Genomic DNA, 21885 nt, shown 5'->3' on the forward strand with positions numbered 1-21885 from the left:
TTATTTCTCTTCATCCATAATGATGCTGGTGGCGTTCATGTCATTTTTTTGCATGAAAGCCAGGAGTTGAAGCATTTTTTCGACGGGCACGTTTTTATCAGAGCCAATCACAAGTGAGCGTTTTGGGTACTGATTCGACACATCGATTAACGCTTGCGTGAAGGTATCCCAATCTTGAAATGTTTGTTTTTCAATGGCCCAGTTAGGCGCGTCGAGCATAAGATTAATTGCGATGACGTCGGAATCCACATCGGTGAGTACGGTTTGCTCGTTAGTCGTGGGGATGTCGACATCCATGGTTTTAATGTCAATATTTGCAGTCAATAACAAGAACACCATGACGATAAAAATAATATCAAGCAGCGGAGTTAGGTCGGGCTTTAGATCTTCAGCACCGATGTTTGAATGCATCTTGCTAGTGATCATGCGGCTTGCTTTCCGTTCTTTTCAGGTGCTTGTTCGGTACATGATGCGGGTGCTGACCGATCTTCTGATGCCGAATCTGATGATAAGCATGATGAGACAGAAGATTGCTGCGTTGATCCTGCGCCACATTCTTTTTGCATGCCCTTCTTATCTACTTCGAAATACACCCCTTCTAAAAGCAGATTACAGTGGTTTAGGCCATGTTCAATTTTGTTGAGTGTGTTGTCTGCCCATAAGTGAAAAAGCTGCGCTGCGATGATGGCAGGTAACGCAATCAATAAACCCGCAGCTGTTGTCGACATGGCAAGTCCTAATCCTTTGGCAAGCAAAGAGGGTTCAATAGAGCCTTGAAAATCACCAAGGGTTTTAAACATCTCAATGAGGCCTAAGACGGTGCCAAGTAGCCCAACTAAAGGCGCAATAACACCAATGATAGACAGTACTTTCAGCCCTGAGGTATAGGAGTGGCGTTTTTTCTGTAGCCAGATAGAAACCGCTTCTTCTCGAAGTGATTTAGTAAAATAGCGGTGCCCAAGTAGCATGCCTGCCCCTTGTTCAAGGGTGTGTTTCTTTGCGGTGAGTGTTTGTGAAGAGGCATCTACTTTTTGTGCATCGTTCATATCAAGCTGACGCAGTGAGCACAGTAACGATTTACTATGGGTCCGTGTATTCAGTAATAAGAATACGCTTCGTTCCAGTAAGATCATGACGACAATCATAGACATAATGGTCAGTGGCCATGTCATCATGCCAAGCTGAGAGTGAATAGAGTTAAGAATATGCATAATCAATGTAATTTGAAGTTAATAGGAATTTGAACTCGATGAGCGATGGCTTGCCCGTCATTTTTGTGGTGACGAAATTGCCACTCTGATATCCCTTTGAGTGCCGCACTGTCGAGTATTTGATGACCGGATGAACTCACGATCGTCAATTTTGTTTGATCGCCTTCTGGGTCAAGCCACACTTCAACCAATACCACTCCTTGAATGTTACGGCGCTTGGCACTGCGTGGGTAATCAATGGCTGACGGCCTGGTTTCAAACGTTGGCTTTTTCACCAACTTAGGCGCTGCGGGTGCGGTGTTATTGGCCGCTGTCACAGGTTCAATGGTTCTTTCTGACTTTTCATTCACTGCTCGATTTTCGTTAATTACTCGCTTTTTTTCCGTCACTGAAACGGGTTCTGCTTGTTCCTGTTTTTCCTTTTCGGTCACCACTTGTTTGGTCACCCTATGTGTCGGTGAAGCGATGACAGGCTCAGGTTCGGTCGCTGTTTTTACTTTTTCTACTGTTGCTTTTTTAACTGGAATGGCTTTTTTAACCGAACTCGGTTTTTCAACAGCAATAGGTTTTTCAATCGCCTGCTTTGGCTCTTTTTGTGCGGGTAGATCCGTCTTCTTCACCACCGTGGTTACTTTGGGTTTTTCTGGTTTTGGATTAAGTTCAGTTGGCGGTTTTTTTTCAGCAGTAGACATCGTAGCGCCCTTGACCACTTGCGAAGGAGCAGCAACAAATTGAATACTGACGGCTTGGCCCAACGGGGTCTCCATTGGTGACGTTATGGGTGAAACACTTAAAGGTTTATAGCTGGCTGAAAATGCAACACTATGAATTGTCAGTGAAAGTCCAGCAAAGATGGCGTACCGTTTGAGGTCCATTTTTGCTCCTTGAGATGAGTTTGATCGTTGAGAGGCTTTTATTATCCATCAAACGCGAATGAGATCAATTATTATTTGCATTTCTTTTTGATAAGTATATCATCCAGTAAAATTCGCTCTACCTAAGCAAATCAAAGAACCAAAGATTATGTTTTTAATTGATACATCTGATCCAGATTTAGTGGGTCGCTCGACCCCAGATCCCCTTCGGTACGCATTTAGCCGAAAAAAAGGGGCACATGCTGGTGGGCGTATGGACGTCATTGAACCCAATCAGGTTCAGAGTCGACTCCAAAATGCTCTGGAGCTATCTAATACTCAAACTCATCCCCGAACAACGAACGGGCGATGTTTATATATTCATATCCCTTTTTGCCGAGTGCGTTGTACCTACTGTAATTTTTTCCAATACGCCTCTTCAAAGCAGTTAATGAATCGTTATTTTGAGGCGCTTGTTAAAGAGATACAGTGGAAATCCTCATTTAGTTGGTCTCAATCGGCACCATTCCAAGCGGTGTATGTTGGAGGCGGCACGCCAACTGATCTGTCGTCGCAACAACTAAAAGAACTTGGCCAGTTACTGAGTTCTTCGTTTCCGTTAACCCGTGATTGTGAAATAACTCTGGAAGGACGAGTGAATCGCTTCAACGATGAAAAATTCGAAGCGGCATTGGAAGGCGGATTCAACCGATTCTCTTTTGGTGTTCAGAGTTTTGACAATACGGTTCGTCTGGCAGCTAAACGTCTTGATAAGCGAGACTATGTGATGGAACGATTGCAATCCATGGTGAGTTATAACGCTGCACCGATTGTGATTGATTTGCTCTACGGCTTGCCGCATCAAACGTTAGACAATTGGCGACAGGATCTTGAAAGCTATCTGGAATCGGGCGTTGATGGCGTTGATTTGTATCAGCTGATCGAGATGAAAGGCTTGCCAATGGAACTGATGGTTAATCAAGGGCGTTTGCCTATGCCTGCTGACACGGCAATGAAAGCCTCTATGTTTCAAATGGGTGTCGAATTTATGGCTAAGCACCATCAAAGGAGGCTGAGTGTTAATCACTGGGCTTCGGGTAATCGTGAGCGCAGCATTTACAACAGCTTGGCAAAAACGACCGCCGAGGTATTGCCTCTTGGGGCGGGTGCCGGCGGCAATGTTAACGGTGTCGCCACGATGCAGCTTAGGGACATGGATCAGTACATCAAGGCGATTGAAGATCAGAGGTTTCCAGTCGCGGGGGCCATGAATGTCCCACCCAATGCCGCAATAGAAAGCGCGATTAAGTCGCACTTTGATCGTGGTGTCCTATCCAAAGCAAATTTGGATTCAGTGGCGAATTTCCCGGTATTTGATGCGTTAATTCCACTGTTCAAAGCGTGGCAAAAAAATGGCTTGGTTGAGGTGAGTCAGCAATATGTCGAACTCTCGCTCGCTGGGCAGTTTTGGTCGACAACGTTGGCACAAAATACTATCCAAGTGATTCGACCGCTTTTTAATCAAAGTCAATCAAACACAAATGTAGCTTAATGGAGTCATGATGTTTTTAAGCAGTTCTTACATCGAAGTCAAAGAAAAAGTCGCTCAGTCGCTAGAAAAAGAAAGCGGTATTGCAGTATCAACGTTAGCGGAACAACTTGGCCTAACAGAAGGTGAGGTTACGCTCGCACTGCCTGACGAGTGTGTTTCAGTGACCGAAGGAAAAAACACCGAAGCCATTCTTAGCCAACTGCCTGAATGGGGTAAGGTCACCACAATCGTGCACTCTTTTGGGTCGATATTTGAATTCAAAAACCCGTTTCCTAAAGGAAAAGTGGCGCATGGATATTACAACATTATGGGTAAAGAAGGGCTACATGGTCATTTGAAAATCGACCTTGTAAAGCACATCGCGTTTGTTAGTAAGCCATTTAGGTCGATGGAAAGTCACTACATGGGTTTTTATACACAGCAAGGACATTGTGTTTTTAAGGTGTATCTTGGGCGCGACAAAAGCCGTCAATTAATTCCACAACAAATCGAAGCATTTAAAGCGTTAAAGAAGGAATACACAGCGTGATAGACAAACAACAGAGACTACAAGATCGCATAGGACCAGAAATTCAAGAGTTTAGAGAAAGTTGCCAAACACTCCAATTGGCGACCTTGAATCATGGTATTCCTCACGTGAGCTACTCTCCATTTGCTCACACATCGCATGGATACTTCATTTTGATCAGCGATATTGCTCAACATGGGCAGAATCTAAAACACGCCAAATCGGTCTCTATCATGATGATTGAAGATGAAGCAGAGGCGAAATCGATTTACGCTCGTCGCCGACTCACTTTTGACACCCAAGCTGCCTGTATTGATAAGCAATCAGACATCGGTGTTGAAGCGATAGCGGCCATGCGACATCGTTTTGGTGAGATTATCGATAACCTTAGTACGCTAGGCGATTTTAACCTTTATCAACTTGTCCCCGAAAAAGGCCGCTACGTGAAAGGCTTTGGTAAAGCGTTTAACGTAAGCGGTGATGAGTTACTCAGTTTTATGCACCTCACCGAAGGGCATGTTCAAGAGCAGAAACGAAGCACAGAGAGCAGTGAAATAAGCTAGCCGTAATACATAAAATTCAATAGAGCACTCAAATAATAAGGGCAGTTCATGACGATCTGCTCAACGGACTCTATTGCCCAAAATTTAGGAATAGGAACAAAAATGCTTAACAAAAAACCTTTAGCCGTGGTGGTTGCTGCGATTCTTTCATCAAATAGTGCCGTTGCTTTGGCACAAGATGAAGTATTCACGTTAGATCAAGTTGTGGTGTCTAGTACCCGCACGAATCAAACTATTCAGGATACCGCTGCCTCTGTGACGGTCATCAGTGATCAGGAAATTGAAGAGAATTTGGCGAACAGTGTCGATGACCTTTTCAGCTATACACCTGGTGTTGATGTTCAATCGGACTCTCGCCAGGGCATTCAGAGCATTAACATTCGTGGAATGGAAGGAAATCGAATTAAGATTTTGGTGGATGGCGTTTCACAGCCAAACCAATTCAAAAATGTCTCTTCCTTTATCAACTCGGGTCGAGTAGACGTTGATATCGATATGATCAAATCCGTTGAAGTGGTGAAAGGTGCGGCTTCTTCTTTACAAGGCAGTGATGCCATTGGCGGTATTGTTGCATTTGAAACTAAAGATCCGATTGATTTCTTAGCGGACGGAAAAGACGTTGGCGGCCACGCTAAGTTCAACTTTTCATCGGCAGACAATACCTTCAGTGAGTCGGTGGCACTGGCAAATCGTTTCGGTGATTTAGAAACCTTAGTCGCGTATACAAGACGAGATGGCGAAGAAATCGATAATTTTGGTCATGTGGATCCACAAAGTTCTGATGCCAATAACGTATTGCTCAAACTTCAATATCAATTGAATCAAGCGCACCGTTTAGAATTTACTGGCGAATACGTCAATAGCACGATCAAGACTCAGTTTTCCGATGATTTATATACCGACTACTCGGGTGAAGACATCAGTGATCGTTATCGCATTGGCTTGAAACATATTTGGGCGATGGAATCCTTAGCCGCGGACAAGTTGACGTGGCAGTTGGATTATCAGGTCAAAGATCAGAACGGCATTACAGATCGTACGTTTGCAAGTAGGAGTCGCGGTTATACTCCGGGTAACGTGCAGAAAAAAGATTACGTATACAGTGACGAAGGTATTCAAGCTGATATTCAGCTCGATAAGTTTTTTGAAGTAGGTTCGACCGAACATTTTGTTGTCTATGGTGCTTCGTTCTCAAATAAAGACATTGCTAACACCAACAGTGAGTACAACTCGCTAAACGCTGACCAAGTGGTTTTCTACATGCCGGAAGCGTCTGAAACGCGTTACGGTTTTTTTGCCCAAGATGAAATCACGATGGGCAATCTGATTCTAACTCCAGGTGTTCGATTCGATTCTTTTGAAACCGATCCGGGCAATAACTTCCCCGAAGGTGGAATGTACGACCCTACGCTCTACAAAGCCTATTCTGATTCAGCGGTGACTGGCCGTTTAGGGGCGCTTTATTCTCTTAATCAAGAGAATAAAATCTTTGCTCAAGTCAGCCAAGGCTTCCGTGCACCTGATTTCCAAGAGCTTTTCTATTCTTTCGGTAATCCGATGCACGGCTATGCCAGCATCCCTAACCCGGATCTAGAAGCAGAAGAGAGTGTCTCTTACGAGCTAGGCTGGCGTCATGATACAGCGATGAGTTCAACCGAAGTGGCGGTCTTTTACAGTGACTACGACAACTTTATTGATTACCAAAACACAGGTATGAACGGTCGGGTTGCTGAATACCAATATGTGAACATCAACCAAGCGACCATCAAAGGGGTTGAGTTTGCCAATACATTGGATTGGTATGAACTCACAGGTCGCGCTGAGGGCGTGAGCACGCGTGTTGCCGCAGCGTATACAGAAGGCAAAGACGGAAACAAGGATCCATTGAATTCAGTGAATCCTTGGAATGCGGTACTGGGCCTAAACTACGATGCACCGTCAAATGTTTGGGGAAGTTCACTAAAAGTGACTTACACCGCGAAGAAAAAGCAATCTGACGTAACTGCAGAAACTAACCGTATGGGACAACCTAGTGAGATGTTTACGCCTAACAGTTCAACGGTGGTTGATTTAACCGCGTATTACGTGCCGATGAAAGACGTCACGTTACGAGCGGGTATCTTCAACGCAACAGATGAAGAGTACTACAACTGGAGTGATGTTCGTGGTCAAACGGAAGAAGATAAGTTCTATACTCAGGCTGGTCGAAGCTTCGCGATTACCGCTAAGTACGATTTCTAAATTCTCTTAGCCTCCACGGATAATCTAAACCGACCGCTCTTCTTATGCAGAGCGGTCTTATTGTATAAGACGAGAAGTATTTTGCCGACGTTATTGATCAATAGAACCTGGCTAATAGAGCAGGCCGCTAAACACAAACACAAAATCATGGTAGCGAATGTTGTTGCCATTTTTGCCACACTTTTGAGTGTTCCCATTCCGTTATTGATGCCACTGCTCATTGATGAAGTTGTTTTACAACAACCCGCTGCCGGCATTGCATTGTTAGATTCATTTGTTCCCCAGCCTTGGCAGACTCCGGTTGGGTATGTCGTTATTGTCACCTTGCTGGTTGTAGTCATGCGATTGGCGAGTCAAGCATTGAATATATACCAAACAAGGCAGTTCACTTTAATATCGAAATCCCTAACAGGAATGGTGCGCGAACAGCTACTCACAAAGCTGGGCAACATAAGCATGCGTCAATATGAAGAACTAGGCAGTGGCAGTCTTACCGCCCATTTTGTTACCGATGTTGAGACCATCGACCAATTCATTGGCGGCGCATTAAGTCGTTTCTTAATTGCCGTTTTAAGCACGCTTGGGATCGCGGCGGTTTTATTTTGGTTAGATTGGAAGCTAGCGCTTTTTATCGTGCTGCTTAACCCTGTCATCGTCTATTTTTCTCGATTAATGGGACAAAGAGTTAAGACGCTGAAAAAGCGTGAAAATCGCTCATTTGAACGTTTCCAACAACGACTCGTTGAGACACTGGAAGGCCTTTATCAACTGCGCGCTTCTAGCCGAGAGCAGCTGTATCTCACCAAACTCAAGGAAGATTCCAACAATATTCGAATTGATGCTGATAGTTACGCCTGGCAATCTGACGCGGCAAATCGAGTCTCTTTTCTCATGTTTCTCGTTGGGTTTGAAATCTTTCGTGCAGTGGCGGTTGTGCTCGTGTTGATGGGGGATCTCAGTGTTGGCCAAATCTTTGCCATCTTCGGTTATCTTTGGTTCATGCTTTCGCCTATTCAAGATTTACTGAGTATCCAATACTCGTGGTTCAGTGCCAGTGCCGCGATGAAACGCATCAACACCTTGTTAGCTCTGGAAGACGAAAAAAGACCGGTTTCGATCGTAAACCCGTTTAAAGACAACGAGTCATTTGAGATTGAATGCAGGAACGTTTGTTTTTCATTTGATGGAGAGAGGACCGTGCTGGATAACCTAAATTTGACCATCAAAAAAGGTCAGTGCGTGGCGTTGGTGGGAGCTTCTGGTGGAGGTAAATCAACCCTGATTCAATTACTCTTGGGGATTTACCAGAAAGAAAGCGGTGACATATTGATCAACGGCCATCCGATTGAGTCGGTGGGTTACGAAGCACTTCGGAAGAGAATCGCGCCGGTATTGCAACAGCCGATTATTTTCAACGATACGGTAAGACAGAATCTAACGTTAGGCGAACAACATACCGATGACGAGCTGTATGCGGCGCTTAGTGTAGCCCAGTTAACGGAAGCCATTAACAGCATGCCTGAAGGGTTAGATTCGCAATTGGGACGACAAGGTGTACGGCTTTCAGGTGGGCAAAGACAGCGCCTAGCCATTGCTCGGATGGTGTTAACTAATCCAGACTTCGTAATCTTAGATGAAGCGACATCAGCGCTAGACACAGCAACGGAATCATCACTTCATCAAGCCATGAAATCGTTTCTTGTGGGTAAAACGACACTCATTGTTGCGCACCGTTTATCGGCAGTTAAGCAAGCTGACGTCATCTATGTCCTAGAAGATGGCAAAGTGATTCAATCAGGCCAACACCAACAATTGGTGATGGAAAACGGCCTGTACCAGACTTTGTATGGCTAGGGCGTGTGGGAATGGTTTAAATATGAATAATCCAGCTGAGTGGCAAGATTATTGCTTCTTATAACAACGTCTGCTGATACCGCTAAGGCGAGATAATGTGCTATCAGCAGAAGACAGCTAGCATTAAGTGGCAAGCAGTTTTGTGGAAGAGATATCACCTTAGTGATGTACGCCTTAGTTTTGAGACTGATGTATTTTTCACCCAAAACAAATTGTATAAACTGAATCAAATGGTTGCATTCCTTTATTAGGTACGTTGTATGTGGAAAAAATTCATCTCACTGTCAGATAACGGACAGCAGGTGATTGCTCGTTTACCCGCAGCGATCACTGTCGACAAGAATTTCGATTCAACAGGGCTTCAAGAGACGTTAGTGGATCTTGAGGCTGATCACATGTTCGTCTTAGAAGAGGATATGCTGCGTTTTGTTAAGCTGGCTAAAGACCTTAAAAAAGACGCCTATGATGGGGTTGTTATCGCGGAAGTTCGCAATGCGCAAGCTAAAGTCGATTTATCAGACGGGGATATGCTGGCAAGCATTACTGTTACAGGCGCTTATGGTGGCCGAGGGCTGAGAGGCAATGAAATTATTCATTGTCTGGCGCAGGCGCAAGTGACGAAAGGGATTAACAAACTTGCGTTGAAAAAAGTACTCGTGATGAGTAATCAACTCAAGCCAGGAGAAACGTTTACTCAACCTGTTGCGAAAGGCATGAAACCGGTAGAAGGAAAAGATGCCAAGTTTGTCGCCTTAGTTGAGGATGTCACTCACCAAGTTTTGGCCCCGCAGGCGAATGATGGTGGCGATAAAGTGGATATGCTTGACCTTGGCGAAACGATCACGGTCGACATCGACGAGCCTTTAATGGAGCGTATTCCTTCCACCAAAGGGACTCCAGGTATGACGGTTCAAGGTAAAGTCATTCCGACTAAGCCCGGACAAGACAAGGCGCTGGTGGCAGGGAAAGGCTCTCATATTTCCCCTAATAATCCCAATTTATTGCTGGCCAGTGTCTCTGGTATGCCAATCATAAAAGAGAAGACGGTCGACGTAGATAATGCCCTTTGTTTAGGCAATATTGGTGTTGCGACGGGCCATATTAAGTTTAAAGGCTCTATTGTGGTGAAAGGCAATATTGAGTCTGACATGATGGTGAGAGCGACGGGTTCGATCACCGTTGGTGGCTTTATTGAAAGTGCCAATGTGCAAGCTCAAGGTAATATTGAAGTGGCGAAAGGGATCATTGGTCACACCGTTTCTGAAGGTGATCCCAAAAGCTGTATTGTCAAATCAGGTGGTTCGATCAAAGCCAATTATGCACAATTTTCAGAGCTGCAAGCGGCGGAAGATATCCACCTGTCAGTACACTGTTTAAACAATGTTCTCCGCTGTGGTAAAGATTTGCATGTTAGCGATAGCAATGGCAAACAAGGAACGCTGAGTGGCGGAGAAGCAAAAGTCGGGGGTAAGGTAACTTGTATTAACCTTGGGGTGGAAGGTGATACCGCCACTCATTTAGAAGGCTTTGCAAAGTTTGCCATGTATAAAGAGCGAATCTCTAAGCTTAAAGCGAGTTATAAGGAGGCTCAAGAATCGACAATGGACGTCGTGAGACGAGAGCTAGAATTCAAGAAAACACCGAAATCTGAGCGCAGTGATGAAGATGAGCAGAAATTGGAACAGTTGAAACTGCGAGAAAACAATAAGCTAGAAAAAGCCAAGCTTGCGGTTGAAATGTGTAAAGAAGAGTTTGAGGCCTTGTTGGAGACGAACACCGTGGAAGCCAAGAATAAGGTCTATTCCCATGTGACGGTCCAGTTTGGCGATGAAAAGGTGATCACGAAGCGCAGCCATGGCCCGAGTGTGTTTACCTTTAATCAGTATGAGATTAACTGTGTATCAATGATGGGCGATGAAGCGGTGACAGAATTGTAGCGCACTCGACAGTTAATAGGATCCAAATAGGGTCTGTAAATATTAAAGCTGGCAATAAGCCAGCTTTTTGTTTTTGAAATCTACACTTATAAAACCTACGTTTATAAATGGTTACCCTTACTTTTCTGGATGTAGACCAGATAGATATTGGTAGGGTTATTACAATTCACGTTTATGCAGTTTTTGCATCTTTACTGGTGTCTTTCCAGTATTGAACTCTAATGCGATGCAATTGCGCTCTTCTCATTTTTTTCATTTTATCCTCTCTTCATTTTATCGAGGCTTTCGTGAGTGTTAATATAACTCAATGTTTTTATTTAGCCTGTATTCAATCTAGCCTTGAATCTTCATTATCGCCACGATCTAAGTCACATTATTAAGCAAGATGATAGGAGTATTAGAATAATGATGTGATCAGTGTCTATTAAACTATGATGTGTTCAGCCAGTGCAGAGATGTACGGAAAATCGAGTAAAATCGATCATTAATCATTGGGCATTCAAAAAAAAAGAGCCAGCGGCTCTTTTTTATCATGAACATCAACGACTTTATTGGCTATCTTCACCGATAAAACCACCGGTTTGATTTGTTGTAATTTTTATATAAATAAAATCAATTAGTTATGTTTTATTGTTTTGTTGGGTGGCGACAAAGTGGCGACGAATTGAGCTGAGTGACTTATCATCGCCACAATTGTGTCAAGTATTGGACTCCTCAAGTTGGTTCTCAAAATTAGTTTGTTGCTATGAGAATAAGAGCATATTTTTGCGTTGTACTTCTAGCTTGTATGTAGAGGATGTTTTTTCTTAAACGTTAATGAGTAGGATAGGAATTACTCCAACACCTTTGCTTGCTGTGTTTGGATAGCCCGGGTTCTTTGAAGCTCGGGCTTATTTTTTGGTTGTTGATAAATGTGGCGGACCATGAATATTTCTAAAAACTCGTGTTCATATTCCCAACATCCATATTTAAGTCAGTACCTTTATCTGTTTTTGCCTGGTCGACCGCTATAGGTTTATCAGATTTAATCGTCAGTGATACTTCAGACTTACTTTTCATGGTCTGTGGGGCCAACGGCTGATAAGGTCGATATTGATTTTGGGCCGCAAGCCCTCCGCTTTGATAGCCACTGTACCCTTGTCGCTCTGTTCGGTTATGAGTTTCAGTGGTCGTAATACCTAGCCTGGCGTTCTTGTCTTTAATTTTATCCATCTTGTTAGCAAGTTTATCGACAGACTTTCCGGCTTCATCTGTGGCGGTTTTCCAATCATCTGGAATCAGAGAGTCAGGCAGTTTGTTAATGAGCTTCTTGAACTCATTCCACAACCAAAGAATTCCGTCCCCGATCTCTTTTATTACTTTATCCAAGCCTATAAATTTATCGACTAGGTATATGATAGCGATAACTGCGGCCATGACCGCCGAGACAATTAAGCCGATCGGGTTCGCCAATATCACCGCGTTTAGTGCAATCATAGCGACTTTAAACATGGCAACCGCAGCAACGATCTCGCGGAAGTATTGAGACACAAAGATAATGCCCTTACCAAGCAATGTTAGCCCGTTATAAAGACCAGTAACTGCGTGAGTCACTTTGGTTATTGTTTCATCCCGCCATTTAGCGTTCTTGAATTTGGTAGTGAATTCACCAAAAGCTTGAGTTGCTTTTTCCATGATAGGGGCGAGGGCTGCATACTTGATGGACTTGATACTTTCTTGGATACGCTGTAGCGCGTCATTGTAAGCTTCTGCTTTAGCCGCATATTCTGCTTTTGCACCGCCGCCTAAGTCTGCCAACTCTTTACGTGATTTGGCTAATCCGTCAGTACCTTCTCTGAGTAGTAGCAGCATCTTTCGCCCGTCTTGCCCAAAGGCGGCGTCAGCGAATGCCATTTGTTCTTGAGCTGTTTCGAGTTTGGAAAATGACTGCAATAGCTGTTCGTAGGCTTGCTGAGTATCTTTGGCGCCTTTTAAGTCACCGAAAGCGCTATTACCGCTCCTTTTCAGATACGAACCAAGAATTCCACTTTCAGTGCTTTGTAATACGCCTAGACGTTTTGTGAATCGAGTGAGTGCCGATGACATGGCCTCTTCGTCAACGCCTGCATGTGATGCTTGTTTGCGCATGGCTTGCAGCTCACCAATCGACATCTTGAGAGTAGCTGATTTTTTCGCGAGTGCGTCCATTTCAGTCGCCGCACTGTTTAACTCAGTCACTAAGCCTGCAACGCTAAAGCCGCCAAGTAAGGCCGCTCCCTTACCTGTCATTGCGCCGCCAACTTTAGGGAATTTGATTTTACCATTCAGCTTCTGGACTGGGGACAAGGCGGATTTTAAACGAGAGTAACGCTTTGTGAGTTTATTGATTTCATCGCCATGGCTTTTGTATCGTTTATTCAGACGTTGATACTCATCGTCAAGTGACCCAATCGTAATGCCAGTTTTGCTAAAGTGTTTTCTTAGCTGTGACAAACTTTTTTTGTTGTGGTTTTGATTCGTTGTGAGCTTCTTCAGTTTAGCCGTCTGCTTGGCGATTCTTTCGGTTAGCTGGGCACTTGGCGCTTTAAGCTCTTGAGATTTTTTCTTGAGCTGCTTTAGCTTTTCAACTTCAGCTTTGATAGTGGTGTTATTGCGATCTTTGGCTTTCTTGAGCTCTTTGTAGGAGTCAATCATTGCCATTGTGCTGGCATCATCAGCTTGTGCCTTTTGCACTTTTTTTATTTTCTTGGCGTAGAGGTCTGACTCGCTAGCCATCCCTTTGAGTACAGGAGATGCTTTGTCTTTCATCCCCATTACAACCGATAAGTTCATCTTCATTGGATGCATCCTTTTTTGACATAAAAAAGAGAGCTTATTCGCTCTCTTCTTGTTCGGTTCTTTGTCGTGCTTTTTCGCGGAACAGCAATAGGTCTTCGTAACTGAGTTGGTCTATTTCGCTTGGTGGCCAGTGAAACACCATGGCTAAGTCAGCGTAATAGTCTTCCACTCTCTCGATTACAGTTCCACATTCACGAAAAAAGAGGCGATAGTCGTCAGTATTGGTGCCCAGTTCTCAACAGGCATATTTAAAACATCACGTTCGTTTAGATTTGATATCCGTGGTAACAGTATTTCACCTGCTTCAAACTTCATCTCACACACATCAACGAGACTAAGGCCGCGAAGATTGCCAGATTTAGGCTTTTGAATATCAAGCGTTTTGATTTCTACGCCATCCTTTTCAATGGGAGTGGGTAGTTCTGCTTTTTTAATGTCTGATTGGTCTTTAATGGGGTTCATAGCCCAGCTCCTGTTTTAAATCGTTGAGCTTAGTTTTGCGGCCACCTTTAGTTGAATCTAGCTTCATCACGAGTTCAAAGAGGTTATGCGCTTGCTCTTTTTGTCCTTCATCAAAGTACCAATCACCGACTAAGCGGAACATTTTTACTTTAAGAGGTGCGTTAGTGGCGAGTTCACCGGAAAGCAGGTCTTTCACCGCATTGATTAGATATTCGCGTTTAAACACCTTTTTTGCTTTATAGGCATTGTTTGAGTATTGGAACACGTAACCTAAAAATGCGGTTTGCCCATTCATCTTCCAGCTTGTTGGCGTTTCCAGGCCTGCGCCAATTGCCGTGCGAAAATCATCATGAATGACTTCTAATTGGCCTAAATCGATTTGCCATAAGTAGAACCACCACATTACGTCTAAATTGCCGTAGTTGCCTTTATGGGTGTCGAGTAACTTCTCAACTAGTGGGCGGTACTTCTTGATTAGCTCTTCTTTGAAAGGGTCTTTCTCTTTAGAGCCTGACAGGGTTTTTAGGTAGCTAAGGTCTTGCTTTAGCGCGGCTTGAGTTTCTTCCCAAGGTTTGTCGTGAAAAGCAGGGCGAGCCGTCACGCTCACCGCTGGCTTGTCTACCTGCTTCGAGACTTGTGGCGTTGACTGTAACTGGTGCTTTCTTTTCATGAGGATAGATAGCATGAGGTTACTCCTTACTGAGGGATCAGCTCTTCGCCGTTCAGCATAATTTCAAGCTGACCGTCTTTCACAGTGAGCGACAAAGGATCTGCTGAGAAAGCTTCTTTAAGTGTGTACGTCTTACCGCTATTGGTTTCTAGCGTGACGTTTTCATCAACTAGATTGGCGATTGCTTCTTCATCAGTATCTTTTGCATGAATTATGGTTGCCTTGATGAACGGTGCATCAGAGTACTCTTCTGAGTACCCCAAAACACCGTCATCGCCCATTACAGGTGTGCGCTTGAGGTTGCCAAAGCCAATCTCTGCACCTTCTTTAATCGGCAGTCGTCCTAACGAACCCGCGTTAATGACTGCACGGCTAGTAATTTTCGTTGACATAAGTTACTTCCTAAATTGAACCTTACCGGCGGTAATGATTAGACCATTCACGAACTGTGGAGAATCTTGATAGTTCACACGTTGTTTGTTGGTATCGTCTAGTTCAACAATGAGTGACTTCTTGTAGCCGTCAAAGTCTTGAACAATACCGTTGTATTCCAGCTCTCGATACAAGGCGAGCAGCTCCGTTTTAAGCATGCTTGGTGTCACGATAACCTGACCGCGAGCAAACTTAGTTCCATCTTTCGCTAGCTTGTGTCGAGCGTACTTGCTGAGAATGCGTGAGCGTTGTTTCTGACGGAAATACATCGCTGTGGCAGGTGTCATCACATCGAGATAACTGTTATCTGCAATACCAGCGGCGTTTTCTGTGTAAGCGGTAATAGGGCGCTCAACCATCACTTCTTTTGCTGAGCTAACGGTGAATGTACTGATACCTTCGTATAACAGCATATTGCGCTCTGCAAATGTCCATTCACTTGCCGCCTTTGAGTAAACGCCACTAAGCTTTAAAGTTTGCAAAGGTCGGCAAGGGTCAGTAGCAAGCGAAGGGGCAATTTGACCAACCCAAGCACCAATTGCAGCCGCATCACTGAGATCATTATTTGCTGAATCACAGGATTGATTGATAGGCATAAAGCTAATCAACGGGCAATTACTCACAGGGGCGAAGGTGATTAGCTCTGCGTGCGTACCTTTTTTCGGCATGTAAGCTAACCCAGGGATTTGGTTCATCGCGTCATAACGTTCTTCAAGCAACTCACCTAACTCTCGAATTGTTGTTTCATCATTGAGCGAGCACATGATGTGGTGATATTGAACATCTCCCAAAGCGGCTAGAGCACTGGTGATATCACCAGCGTCAACACTGACTGCGAAGATAGGCATGACTTCATCTTGCTTACGGAAGTATTTCACCATTTCCACAATTTCAGAGGTTACGCCATCTTTACCGAAGTTCTCTGCGGCGATGGTTTCGTCCATACACAAAGTCACGGTATTTGGCCCAACTTTGGCATCTGCAATCGCATTACCAATGGCTAAGATGATTTGCTGTTCTTCTGCACTGTTCGCTAGGCTATTATCGATCTCGATAAAACAACCTGGTACGCGAATATTGCTAGGAACTTCGTTGAAGCTAATACTCATTATTTAGCATCCTTCTTGGTGGTCGTTTGTTTTGTCGAAGTGTCAACAACCGTGCAGTCACCATCTTTGACACGACGTAGCCAATAGGTATTACGTGGTTTGCTTTCACCTGTCGTTTTTAAGGGTTCAAGAGTTTTAGGGTCTTTTACAGTGACGCCTTCTTTGGGCTTGATTTTGAATGTAACTACGTCTTTCTTTTCCATTACGCTGCATCCTCTAGTGCAAAGTGTTCCGCTGCCATTGCTAGTAGCTCTCGCTCTAGAGCTGGCGTCCAACCAATGAAGGTACGCTTTGGCATTGTGTAATTTCGTTTAGTCATTGTGCCGCCTTTCCAGCGACCAACCTTGCTGTCAAAAAAGCCGTTTACTCGAGTAGTAAATGAAACCTGTGAGCCTGCGTTGTGCTCTCGTCCGATATCGCCAGCGACACCTTTAATCCCGACTTCAAAATTGTCTTCAGTCACAATGGTTCGCATTGACCGACTAAACCCTAACATCATGTTTTTGTTGTTGGCGGTGTGCGCGCCTTCCATATTTTCCCGAATCTTGACTTTCTTTCTTCGCGTTCGGCTTTGGTATGGGTTGTTATCAATATCTCGCTGAGCTCGAATTTGACTGCGGAAAAACTGCCTAGCGCGATTTGCCATTCGCTTGTTCAGGTCGAGTTTTTCAGACGCAGTGAGCACTAAGCTTTCAACCACCTGCGTTAATTGTTCGGGCGTTTTTAGCGTGAGTTCTGACATGGCAAGTCATTCTCGTGACCGACAAAGTAAACCAGTTCACCTAACTCATCTTCATCAACTGCGGCTTCAAACTGGTTATCACATCGGTATAGATCACCGGCTTGTTTCCAATCGCCTTGCTCATCTTCGATCAGGTTGTACTCTTCACGAATATCGAGTTTTAGCTTTATGTCGTACCGCCCTTGGTCTAGACGCTCGACAGCAAATGTCGGCATGGCTAAACCTTTCTCGCTTCGGTGTTGGTCATACTTGTTTAGCCAACTGACAATGTGCATAAACAAATTGTCTGGATTGAGAGAGGCATTTTGTACAAAGATAATGGCGGTATATTCAACTTCAAAACCGTCAATTTCATCGCCTTGAGTGCAAAAAATAGCGCCGTCTTCTGCCCATGAGTCAAAGCTTTTTGCATCAACAATATGCGTTTTGAACAGGTCTGTTAGGTTTTGCAAAGCTTTCATTACACCCTCTCAAAGCAGTAGGTTTCTTCACCATGAATGAGCATGTCTACCGCCTGGCGGTACTGGACTTCACATTCTTCTTTCTTGTCTGTTAGGGCCTCTTGCCTTTCTGCCGCGTCTTTAGTCGCATCACCGCTCATTTGTGTGCTAATAAGTTGTGCGGCGGTAAGCGCAAACACGGCTTGCTTGTAGAGTGTCTCGCCTGACTCTTCATCATCAAACCGTGCTTGCGACAACTCGGCCAAGTTAGCAAAAGGTTCTAGGGTGTCTTTTAGCTCTGAATGAACTTTCACACGCGATACTTTGGCGTGGTGTAGAATGCCTGCCTCTGTCTCATTGCTTTGGAAATGGAACAGAGACTGAAACTCTGAAACTTTTAGTGCTGGATACTTGCCAGAAGCAGGTAGCTCAGAGTCGTATATATCGTTTTTGTTTCCGACATACTCAGCCATGACTCAACCTTATTCAGTGGGTTAGGGGGATGCAGGCAGCACTCGCGATTATCATTAAGTGCATAAGCACACATGAAGCAGCGAGAGAGCCTGCATTTGTGGGGTGTATATTTCTATCTAATGTCTACGTTTAGGCGGTTATACCCAAGCGCCTTCAATCCAGAGCTTGACGTTCTTGAACTCGATAGCCGCAGCTTTGCCGACTTCTTCAATGACGTAAGCCATGTTCATGGATTCGAAGTTTTCAATTTGGTCTTTCTCGTCGTTCTTTTTACCAACAGAGCGGCGAAGAGAGCCTTCTTGAATGTAGATAGATAGGTTGTCGTAACTGGTCACCATGATGCCTGTTGACGGGAAGCCAGGTACTTTCACCGCTGGCAAGCCGCCGTAGGTGCCAATAACCTGCAACTCTTGAATTTTGCCTTTTTCGCTAGGGGTATTGCCATGTGCTTCATAGAACTTGGCTTTTTCGTAAGCAAGCAGATCAGAGCCTATGATTGCGATTAGGTTTGAATCGTTTTCACACGCATCGTGCAGTAGGGTTCTTGTATTGAGTACCGCAAGATCTAGGTTAATAAAGTCCCCTTTCTCTTTGCCAACAGAGCCGTCACCACCTTCACCGATACGAACTATTCCGGCAGATTTACCTTCAGTGATTAAGCGACCAGCATTGTTGTCTCGCATGGCCTGAAACCAACCTTTATTGACGTCTTCACCGTTGGGATTGGCGCCAGAGTCGGTGTCGACAGCGACACTTTCACCATACCAACCAATGGTGATTTTGTTGGCCGCGATTTGTTCGCGAGTTTGTTCAGAGATGATTTTATTAAAGCGTTTGTCATGTGCCCAGGCATCCAGCTTGGCGTAGCGAATGGCGGTGTCAAAATTGGTTTGTTCACACATGTAATCCATGGCACCCATGCTTGAATGGTCTTTCGGGGTGCGCTTACCTGCGCCAGTGGTATCAGTGCGGCTTGCAATCATACCTGTCACACCGAGGCCAATGGATTGCCCTTTTTGGTTTTTAACCGCAATGACGTTGATGGCTTTTAGAAACCAGTTTGATTCACGCAATTGAACAATGATTTTCTGTGTGCCGTTTGGGGCTACGTTGAACTTTTGTGTTGCGTCATCCACATCGTTTTGTGTGGCAACGGCTTTGATGAAAGCATTCAGCTTTACTTGAGTACCTTTTTGCATAGTTTTATCTCAATCAAATTGGTTGTAGTAGGGGTTCGACCTGTTAGAAACTGGCTATAAATACGTATCTGCTTCGCCGCCTTCTCCAGCTAGTTGGCGTTGCTCTTCGTCGGTCAGCTTGCTGAATTTTTCAAGCTGGCCGCTGAGTTCGCCAACTTGTGTAGAGAGTGTTTCTACTTGACCTTTTAGTTCGGTGACTTCTTTGCTGCCTTCGGTTTCGTCGGTCTGGCCTTCTTCACCTTCGTTTGAATCACCGTTTTTAGACAACTTAGTGATCAATAGGCTTAGGTTGCTGTTAAGTTCTTTGTTCTGCTCAACGCTTTGCTTAAGCAGCTCTTCGGTTTCTTTAGACATGGTTTCCGATTCCTCTTGTTTGGAAAGCTGCTCTTCTTGTTCTCCAGGTGCGAGTTTGAGCAGGTTATAAAGTTTGGTTAGCAGTGAACGTTCTTGTGTCGATTCACCTTTTTTAGAGAGTTGTTCTGTTTCGTTAAGCGTTAGGCCTGTTGATACGTGAATGGCTTTTTCTTCACTACGTTGCGCAGATAAGTGCACTTGGGTTGTGCCTAATGATGCTGGCTTATCCGTGAACGCAAGACCCGTTAGGTACGCTTTTCCTGTATTGGCAAAGTCTTCCAAGTACTCACACGAGGTATGCAATAGCTGGCCGTTTTCAATATTTCTTAGCAAGAAAGAGTTAGGTTTAATTTCAGCCCAAAGTTCATCGTCACGCTTTTCAACCGACAGTACAGAGCCTCCTTTCCAGCTCCAATCCGAGTGGTCTTCATTAATGCGAGCTGTGTACTTTAGCGGGTCGTACGTTTCTGCGATGTCATCGATGACTTTCTGTGGGGTATCTCTTCCGTCAATGGTAGGCCCTGCTTTTAAAATACAAATTGGCTCTGACTTGAACATGCCTAAACTCTCCTAATTTCGATGACTCCAATCTAACCAATGGCTCTTTCTTTTTGTATTCATCCCCTTTCTAAAACATCGATATAGAACGTGCTCAAGCTGAGTAATTACGGGGGCTATAGCACTATGCAAGCATGGATACGAATGTTAGTAGCGAAGCGCTATACACCGCAGACCAATCTAGAGCCCTTGCGCTTTTTTTACGCCAACGAAAGCCGCCAGAAATTGCGGAGGAAGTTGGCGTAGCTACGCGTACGGTTCAGAAATGGATTAAGCAATTTGATTGGGCAACCTTGCGAGACGATTCCCCCATTGAGCTAATGCTTAGGCAGCGTATCGCCTATTTGATGTGGGGTGTTGACCATAAACTTGAATGCCAAGAACGAGAATTAAAAATGCTGTTTGAAGAGCAACGTAAGCGTGAAGAGGCAGAGAATCGCCGTACACGACCAGCTAGCCGTAGTGATGGTGATAAAAAACGTGGTCGTAAATCGAATAAGGTTAAAAATGACATTTCCGGTATCACCAAAGAGATGCTGGATGAATACCGTGAAAAAACGTTCTTTGGTTACCAAAAAGAGATTCATGCTCATAAGCAAAGCGATGATATCAATGAGATTCGCTTTTATCTTAAATCTCGCCAGATTGGTTTGTCGTTCTATTTTGCATGGGAAGCGTTTGAAGATGCAGTGCTTAGCGGAGATAACCAGGTGTTTATTTCTGCGTCCAAGAAACAGGCGTACATCTTTAAAAATTACATTCGCAAGTTTGCCCTAGAGCTTGCTGGCATTGATTTAAAAGGTAAAGACGACATTGAATTAAGCAATGGCGCTAACCTTATTTTCTGTTCAACCAATGTTTCATCTTCTCAGGGCTTTAACGGTCACATGTATTGGGATGAGGTTTTCTGGATACCTCGCTTTGGGGCACTTGATGACTATGCAGGTGGTATGTCGATTCAGGCTCAGTACCGTACAACCTACATATCAACCCCTTCTACTATGGCGCATGAGGCTTACCCAAAATGGTCTGGTAAGAAAGAAGACAACATTGACCTAAGCCATAAAGCACTAAAAGACGGTGCGCTTGGCCCCGACTACATCTTCCGTCAAATGATCACGGTTGATGATGCCATTGCCAAAGGCGGTGACAAGCTCTTCAACATGGAGAAGCTTAAGCGTAAGTATCCGGTTAAAGAGGTATTCGACAACCTGCTTCGCTGTAAATTCTTGGATGATAGCGCCTCGTTCTTTGCGCTCAAGGCGTTGTTGGCTTGCAAGACGGATACAGACCTTTGGCAGGACGTAGACCACGACAAAGCGAGCCCCGTTGGTAATGCAGAGGTTTTGGTTGGTTATGATCCAAGAGGTGGCGGTACCGGTGAAGGTTCGGACGATGCAGGTTTAGTTGTCGCACTGAAACCCAAAACCAAGGGCGGCGTATTTCGGACTATTGAGAAACTTCGTTTGAAAGGTTCGAGCTATGAACAACAAGCTGAAACCATTCGAAGCATTACCGAAAAGTACAATGTGGTTTATTTAGCGATGGACACTGGCGGCGTGGGCTCGGCGGTAGCGGAGTTGGTACGTAAGTTTTACCCGGCTTTGGTTGAGTTGAACTATTCACCAGAGATGAAGCGCATGATGGCATATAAAGCGCGAGAGATTATCAATAATGGACGCTTCTTGTTTGATGATGATTGGGATGACCTAGTGCATTCCTTCTTGATGATTCGCCAGCAAACCACCGATAAAAGCGGACAAGTAACCTTTGTTTCCAATCGTAGCAAAATAGGTTCGCATGCTGATTTAGCATGGGCCTCAATGCACGTTCTAGCGTGGGAACCAATAGATGTGAATGCAGATAACGATACAAGCGTAACGTTCTTCTAAGAACTGGAGAGAGCAA

The 21885-nt window shown here is 44.5% G+C and carries 22 protein-coding genes; 7 read left to right on the forward strand and 15 right to left on the reverse strand.

Features of this window, described 5'->3' with window-relative positions; all coding sequences use genetic code 11:
* From A1QO_RS19050 to A1QO_RS19060, 3 genes are read right to left on the reverse strand one after another with little or no spacing between them, the layout of a single operon-like run.
* Entirely contained in the window at window positions 1–426 is a 426-nt protein-coding gene (locus tag A1QO_RS19050) for an ExbD/TolR family protein (protein ID WP_017036522.1), read from the reverse strand.
* A complete protein-coding gene (locus tag A1QO_RS19055) occupies window positions 423–1211 on the reverse strand; it encodes a MotA/TolQ/ExbB proton channel family protein (protein ID WP_017039825.1) in 789 nt (262 codons plus the stop codon). The genes A1QO_RS19050 and A1QO_RS19055 overlap by 4 nt, the downstream gene beginning before the upstream one ends.
* 2 nt (window positions 1212–1213) lie before the next feature.
* Entirely contained in the window at window positions 1214–2086 is an 873-nt protein-coding gene (locus tag A1QO_RS19060) for an energy transducer TonB (protein ID WP_017036524.1), read from the reverse strand.
* Between the two features lie 148 nt (window positions 2087–2234).
* Between A1QO_RS19060 and hutW the strand changes: the two genes are divergently transcribed.
* The 6 genes from hutW to A1QO_RS19090 all read left to right on the forward strand — a co-directional run bounded on the left by hutW (window position 2235) and on the right by A1QO_RS19090 (window position 10720).
* Window positions 2235–3617, forward strand: coding sequence for a heme anaerobic degradation radical SAM methyltransferase ChuW/HutW (gene hutW, locus A1QO_RS19065; protein WP_017039824.1), 1383 nt, complete (start codon window positions 2235–2237; stop codon window positions 3615–3617).
* A 10-nt stretch (window positions 3618–3627) separates the two neighbouring features.
* Window positions 3628–4146, forward strand: coding sequence for a heme utilization cystosolic carrier protein HutX (gene hutX, locus A1QO_RS19070; protein WP_017036526.1), 519 nt, complete (start codon window positions 3628–3630; stop codon window positions 4144–4146).
* Window positions 4143–4688 (forward strand): heme utilization protein HutZ, encoded by a 546-nt coding sequence (gene hutZ, locus A1QO_RS19075; RefSeq protein ID WP_017039823.1) that lies wholly within the window; start codon window positions 4143–4145, stop codon window positions 4686–4688. Before hutX ends, hutZ begins: the two co-directional genes overlap by 4 nt.
* Before the next feature lie 102 nt (window positions 4689–4790).
* Entirely contained in the window at window positions 4791–6929 is a 2139-nt protein-coding gene (locus tag A1QO_RS19080; RefSeq protein ID WP_017039822.1) for a TonB-dependent hemoglobin/transferrin/lactoferrin family receptor, read from the forward strand.
* Between the two features lie 147 nt (window positions 6930–7076).
* The gene (locus A1QO_RS19085) at window positions 7077–8783 is read left to right on the forward strand and encodes an ABC transporter ATP-binding protein (RefSeq protein WP_017039821.1); all 1707 of its coding nucleotides are present in this window, start codon (window positions 7077–7079) and stop codon (window positions 8781–8783) included.
* A 260-nt stretch (window positions 8784–9043) separates the two neighbouring features.
* The gene (locus tag A1QO_RS19090; RefSeq protein WP_017036531.1) at window positions 9044–10720 is read left to right on the forward strand and encodes a DUF342 domain-containing protein; all 1677 of its coding nucleotides are present in this window, start codon (window positions 9044–9046) and stop codon (window positions 10718–10720) included.
* Window positions 10721–11653: 933 nt separating this feature from the next.
* Here A1QO_RS19090 and A1QO_RS19095 read toward each other — a convergent pair.
* The 12 genes from A1QO_RS19095 to A1QO_RS19145 form a co-directional block, all read right to left on the reverse strand.
* On the reverse strand, window positions 11654–13537 hold the full coding sequence (locus A1QO_RS19095; protein WP_017041876.1) for a hypothetical protein: 1884 nt from the start codon (window positions 13535–13537) through the stop codon (window positions 11654–11656).
* A gap of 34 nt (window positions 13538–13571) precedes the next feature.
* Entirely contained in the window at window positions 13572–13706 is a 135-nt protein-coding gene (locus A1QO_RS20185) for a GpE family phage tail protein (protein WP_017041877.1), read from the reverse strand.
* Between the two features lie 8 nt (window positions 13707–13714).
* Window positions 13715–13999: a phage tail assembly protein gene (locus A1QO_RS19100; protein WP_017041878.1), complete on the reverse strand. Its 285-nt coding sequence runs from the start codon at window positions 13997–13999 to the stop codon at window positions 13715–13717.
* The gene (gene gpM / locus A1QO_RS19105) at window positions 13986–14684 is read right to left on the reverse strand and encodes a phage terminase small subunit (RefSeq protein ID WP_017041879.1); all 699 of its coding nucleotides are present in this window, start codon (window positions 14682–14684) and stop codon (window positions 13986–13988) included. Before gpM ends, A1QO_RS19100 begins: the two co-directional genes overlap by 14 nt.
* Window positions 14685–14695: 11 nt before the next feature.
* Entirely contained in the window at window positions 14696–15061 is a 366-nt protein-coding gene (locus A1QO_RS19110; RefSeq protein ID WP_017041880.1) for a phage tail tube protein, read from the reverse strand.
* 3 nt (window positions 15062–15064) lie between these two features.
* On the reverse strand, window positions 15065–16210 hold the full coding sequence (locus tag A1QO_RS19115; RefSeq protein WP_017041881.1) for a phage tail sheath subtilisin-like domain-containing protein: 1146 nt from the start codon (window positions 16208–16210) through the stop codon (window positions 15065–15067).
* Window positions 16210–16413, reverse strand: coding sequence for a DUF2635 domain-containing protein (locus tag A1QO_RS19120; protein ID WP_017041882.1), 204 nt, complete (start codon window positions 16411–16413; stop codon window positions 16210–16212). Before A1QO_RS19120 ends, A1QO_RS19115 begins: the two co-directional genes overlap by 1 nt.
* Entirely contained in the window at window positions 16413–16952 is a 540-nt protein-coding gene (locus A1QO_RS19125) for a phage virion morphogenesis protein (protein ID WP_017041883.1), read from the reverse strand. Before A1QO_RS19125 ends, A1QO_RS19120 begins: the two co-directional genes overlap by 1 nt.
* A complete protein-coding gene (locus tag A1QO_RS19130) occupies window positions 16934–17413 on the reverse strand; it encodes a phage tail protein (RefSeq protein ID WP_017041884.1) in 480 nt (159 codons plus the stop codon). The genes A1QO_RS19125 and A1QO_RS19130 overlap by 19 nt, the downstream gene beginning before the upstream one ends.
* Complete coding sequence (locus tag A1QO_RS19135; RefSeq protein WP_017041885.1) at window positions 17413–17865, reverse strand: head completion/stabilization protein; 453 nt, start codon at window positions 17863–17865, stop codon at window positions 17413–17415. Before A1QO_RS19135 ends, A1QO_RS19130 begins: the two co-directional genes overlap by 1 nt.
* 138 nt (window positions 17866–18003) lie before the next feature.
* Window positions 18004–19065, reverse strand: coding sequence for a phage major capsid protein, P2 family (locus tag A1QO_RS19140; RefSeq protein WP_017041886.1), 1062 nt, complete (start codon window positions 19063–19065; stop codon window positions 18004–18006).
* Window positions 19066–19119: 54 nt separating this feature from the next.
* Entirely contained in the window at window positions 19120–19977 is an 858-nt protein-coding gene (locus A1QO_RS19145; RefSeq protein ID WP_017041887.1) for a GPO family capsid scaffolding protein, read from the reverse strand.
* A 134-nt stretch (window positions 19978–20111) separates the two neighbouring features.
* Between A1QO_RS19145 and A1QO_RS19150 the strand changes: the two genes are divergently transcribed.
* Window positions 20112–21869, forward strand: a complete 1758-nt coding sequence (locus A1QO_RS19150) for a terminase large subunit domain-containing protein (protein ID WP_017041888.1) — start codon at window positions 20112–20114, stop codon at window positions 21867–21869.
* Window positions 21870–21885 lie beyond the last annotated feature (16 nt).

Source organism: Vibrio genomosp. F10 str. ZF-129 (assembly GCF_000287055.2).
GTDB lineage: Bacteria > Pseudomonadota > Gammaproteobacteria > Enterobacterales > Vibrionaceae > Vibrio.